A 4,469-nucleotide genomic window follows, 5' to 3' on the forward strand; every position below is an offset into this window, starting at 1 on the left:
TAGCGCCGATGGTAGTTGGGACCTTGTCCCTGTGAGAGTAGGACGTCGCCAAGCAACTTTAAGACGAGTCAGAATGACTCGTCTTTTTTGTGTTTAATGAAATAAGCTTGTTATTAATGGCTCAAGAAATCCATTGATAACAAGCTTATTTGTTTAAAGATAAATGTATTTATCTAGTATGGACTTCCGGTAAAATCGTTATTTATCATAGCTTCACTTTGTTTTTTACATCGATAAGCTTAAAACGTTCGCAAACGAGCAGCATATCTTCAGAAAAACTAAGACCAAGTTCGCTTAGTTCCTTTGTAAAGAACTCTATATGGGTGTCTCTCCAGTAATTATAAGTAAGATCGCCTTCACCCTCAGCTATAGCAAATTCTTCAATCACTTCATTCATTGGCATTATAGTTACTTCTATTGTCTTAATAATAGCTACAGGTTCATCCCGACTATTGAGTACAATACTATAATCGTTAGTTGTTGGTAGTGGTTCATTTTCTAATTCATAAAAAATATGGCCCGAGCATGTTGCGGTTTTCACACCATCAATGACTAATTGAGCGAGATAATCAGGAGAATCACCAAATTGCCAAGCTGTAACAGATTCTGGTTTTTTATTGTTTCCCCAATAAGTATCCCAATATGATTGTGCTAATGGATTCATTTGTATATTTACCTCACTTTAGTTAAAGTTCACTTTCTTTATAATCCCTGGGCAATTTTCCTATTTGTAATAGCTTTGTAGTCATTTAAAATTTGTATTGTTGTATTACGGATTAATAAAGATAATACGCTGAACGAATAGAGTTTGTAAACACGTTCTGTCCATTTATGGCCATCTTTCCCGTAGACGCCCATATAAATAGATGGGATGTTTAATTTGTGGATTGTTTCGTATGGTAATGGATATAGTTGTTATGTAGTCTATTTGTGATTTGGGCTGCAATAAAATTAGGATCAATGCCAGACAATGTATCACCTACATGTACTTCTCTTCAATAAATATAGAAACAAGGAAGAAGTTTACCTGAAGTTCCTGTATAAATGTAGCGCGGAGTATCTCCATCATATAAAGGTATTATAAAATCATTGTTAAAGCCAAACGATACTGTAATTGTTTTTCTTGCTTCAGTCTTTCGAGTTCGGTTAAGGCAGAGATAATTCCACGATGTTCCCCTTCTTCATCTTCATTGAATAAGAGAAGTAAATTTCCTTCAAATAAATGCACATGTTCTGAGAAGTATAGTATATTGGCTAGATGAATGGCAGCGCCGCTTTTCATATCAAGAGAACCACGGCTGAACAGCCACTCTCCAGGTTTTGCATCGGTTTGAAAATATTGTTCGAGTGTTTCAGGAGAGAAAGCATATTCTTTTAACGATTCGAAGTCTTCAATGCCAACCGTATCTAAATGAGAAGGATAGATAATAGTAGAAGTTGAATCATGTGTCCCTTTTACAAACGCAAATGCATTTTTCTCCCCTATTGGATCATGAGGGACATATTGAATCCATACATACTCGAAAATAAGGGAAGCTTTTTAAGATACCATATAGTTCATCTATAATACCGACTTCGCCGATGGTGCTGTTAATACTATTAAATGAAACTAAATGATTTGTTAGCAATTCGATCTGCTTTTCTAATTGTGTATATAGACATAGGATGAAACCTCCTTAAATCTTATAATTGGGAGTCTTTCGTAGAGAAGATAAGTGCAAGTGAAATATAGTACGATTACTTAAATACAAGGAAGTAGCGGTATAGAACGTTTGTTCTGTAGTGGTGTAACGGGCATATTCAATCAATTGAGGTATTTATTTTTAATTCAGTATATGTGTTTAAAGAAGAAATGCTATTACTAGGTTCGGATTTCAAATATAGCTTTTAACGTTACAGATTTTAATGAAGTGTTGATTGTTAGTGAAGAATATTCTGATTATTAATATTAATCTATTACCCGCTATGCCATATTGAATTGAGTAATACTAGAGGTGAAATAGATAAAAAACCGATATTCCTTGAATATCGGTTTAATAATATGTGGCTTGTAATTCGTTATTTGCTATATCTAGAGTAGCGGTCCATGGGAATAGGTCTTTATGTTTTGAATTTACGATCATAAGGTTAGTCATTGTAATAATGATTTAATATAATAGGCGGTACATAGGTCTGCATTACAAGAGTTAGTAGTACAATAGGTGAAGACAAAAGAAAGAGAAGTCCACCACATATTAAAAATTTTACGAGAGAGCCTAAAAGTAAGGTGATACTAAACCCAGGGAAGCTACCTATTAGCCCTAATAATAAAGTTAGCGCCCAAGCAACTAAAGTTAGCATCATGATCCAAAGGAATAGAAGGATAAACTTACTTATAATAAAGTTAATACGTGATACTGGGATAGTTAGCAAGTTTTTTAATGTATCTTCCGTGTATTCACGGGTAAATAGATAAGCGATTACAACTCCATATAAGGGGAATCCTATAATTAAAGTAGTGTATAGGTTAACTTCAGTGAACAGTTGACCAAATAAAATAGTTGGAGTAGGCTGCTTTGTCTTCAGGTGTATATAAGAAGCTACAACCACTAAAAATGGCGCGACACCTGCTCCGATAATACTAATCAAAAACATATTGGATCGTTTCAATTTTAATAGTTCTGTATAAAGCAGATTAACCAATTGTGCCACCCCCAACTAGTTTGGTGAAATAATCTTCTAGTCTATCTTCGCTCATCACAATTTTTAATACTTCAATATCGTTACGAACTAACGTTCTGTCGATGTGTCCTTGCTGTCCAAAGTGAGAGTAAACGCGAATATTTCCTTCATCATGTACCTCATAATCAAAAATTTGAAAATGATTTTCTAATAGCATCGCAGCTTTATTATCATTATTTACCTGGAATTCTATGTACTTACGATTGGCTTTACGCAGTGTATCAAGAGAAACTTCTTCTAATAACCTTCCTTCATGAATAATTCCCATACGATCGACTAGTTGTTCCACCTCAGCTAATATATGACTAGAAATGAGTATCGTTATATTTCTGTCTTGAGCTAAAGATTTAATGAGTTTTCGCATTTCTTTAATACCGATTGGATCTAGTCCGTTAGTTGGTTCATCTAGTATGAGTAGTTCAGGATAATGGAGAAGAGCACGTGCAATTCCTAAGCGTTGCTTCATTCCTAAAGAGTATTTTCCTACTAATTTTTTTGTTTCGTGCTGCAAGCCTACAATTTCTAATGCTTCTTCAATTGCATTCCTTTTGTGAACTCCAATTATCTTTGCATTAATTAATAAGTTCTCTCTTGCAGTTAAGTTTTCTAATATGTACCATAACGGTATTATCATCTGCTATATAATTAGCGTCCCACACATTTCGGAAGAGTTTTGTTTTTGTAAATAATTGCTCTGGGTTGGAAGAGAAGAACTTTACTAGTTTAAGTTTTTTTTCGGTTAACGCAATCTCTTGTCCGTTCGTAGGGACTTGTGTGTTTTTTTAAATCAATGGTTAGTCCCTTAAATGTTAAAGTTGTTTTTTCTTGTAAGTTAGTGTTGCTTCCGAGAAATAAAAAACGTCGCATAAGAGCCTTTACTCTTGCAACCACTTCGTGAATACTGAAAGGCTTCGTAATATAATCATCAGCACCGATGCTTAAGCCTAAAGTTTTATCAACTTCGTGATCTTTAGCAGTTAGCATTAATAATAGGAATGTTAGTTGTATCTCTAAGCTTTCTCCATACTTCGATCCCATCTACTTTAGGCATCATAAGATCTAATATAAAGAGGTTATAGTTGTTTTGATTAAATAATTGCAGACGCAGTATCTACTATGTATAACTCTCGTTCTAAATATCTTTTTAATAAATCACGGATTTCTTTATCATCGTCTGCTATAAGAATACATATATCTTTCATATCGTCACCTGATTCTAATAGAATGGTTATTGATAGTACAATTTGATAAACACAGGGGAAAAGGGAGCAGTAATGAAAAATAAAGCAACTTTCTACTTATATACTATTAATTATTAAAATAAGGTTGTCAGTTTAGCTGAAAAGAATCAATCGTATGAGTTCGGTAAGATGGGGGAAGCAAGTCCTTTGTAATAGAGAAGTTTCTAAATTGTAGAAGGATAGATTAATAAAGAAAAGTAGACGATGGTTTCTATTTTAATGAAATCTTTATAGGGCCTGATTTAGAGCTAAAATGGTGTGAACATATTAAATTAAATATCTTTGTAAAAAGGTGTTGACGATTAGAGTTTAGAGGTGTAATATAGAACAAGTCGCCGATAGCAACAATGCAGAAAGCGACAAAAGAAATAAAAAAACTTGGTTGACATTGAAATATGAAAATGTTAACATAAGGGAGTCGCAAATGAGCGACAGACAAGTTCTTTGAAAACTGAACGAAACAAACAACGTGAACGTCAATTTTTATTTTTAGATGCTAGACAAACT

General features: G+C 33.7%; 1 protein-coding gene and 4 pseudogenes. All 5 read right to left on the reverse strand.

Translation table 11 applies throughout. The features are described from left to right. Positions 1-205: 205 nt before the first annotated feature. A complete protein-coding gene (locus MR155_RS30580) occupies positions 206-664 on the reverse strand; it encodes an ASCH domain-containing protein (RefSeq protein ID WP_242312051.1) in 459 nt (152 codons plus the stop codon). Between the two features lie 226 nt (positions 665-890). Continuing rightward, positions 891-1,667 (reverse strand): annotated as a pseudogene (locus MR155_RS30585) (M20/M25/M40 family metallo-hydrolase); the annotation flags it as partial. A 372-nt stretch (positions 1,668-2,039) separates the two neighbouring features. Beyond that, a pseudogene (locus tag MR155_RS30590) lies at positions 2,040-2,682 on the reverse strand (ABC transporter permease); the annotation flags it as partial. After that, a pseudogene (locus tag MR155_RS30595) lies at positions 2,675-3,328 on the reverse strand (ATP-binding cassette domain-containing protein); the annotation flags it as partial. The pseudogenes MR155_RS30590 and MR155_RS30595, both read right to left, overlap by 8 nt. Then, a pseudogene (locus MR155_RS32140) lies at positions 3,303-3,923 on the reverse strand (response regulator transcription factor); the annotation flags it as partial. The pseudogenes MR155_RS30595 and MR155_RS32140, both read right to left, overlap by 26 nt. Positions 3,924-4,469 lie beyond the last annotated feature (546 nt).

The sequence above is a fragment of the Bacillus cereus group sp. BfR-BA-01331 genome (assembly GCF_022663915.1).
GTDB lineage: Bacteria > Bacillota > Bacilli > Bacillales > Bacillaceae_G > Bacillus_A > Bacillus_A mycoides.

Coding starts and splice junctions, on each gene's coding strand:
- MR155_RS30580 (WP_242312051.1), bottom strand. CDS start 664: ATGAATCCATTAGCACAATCATATTGGGATACTTATTGGGGAAACAAT.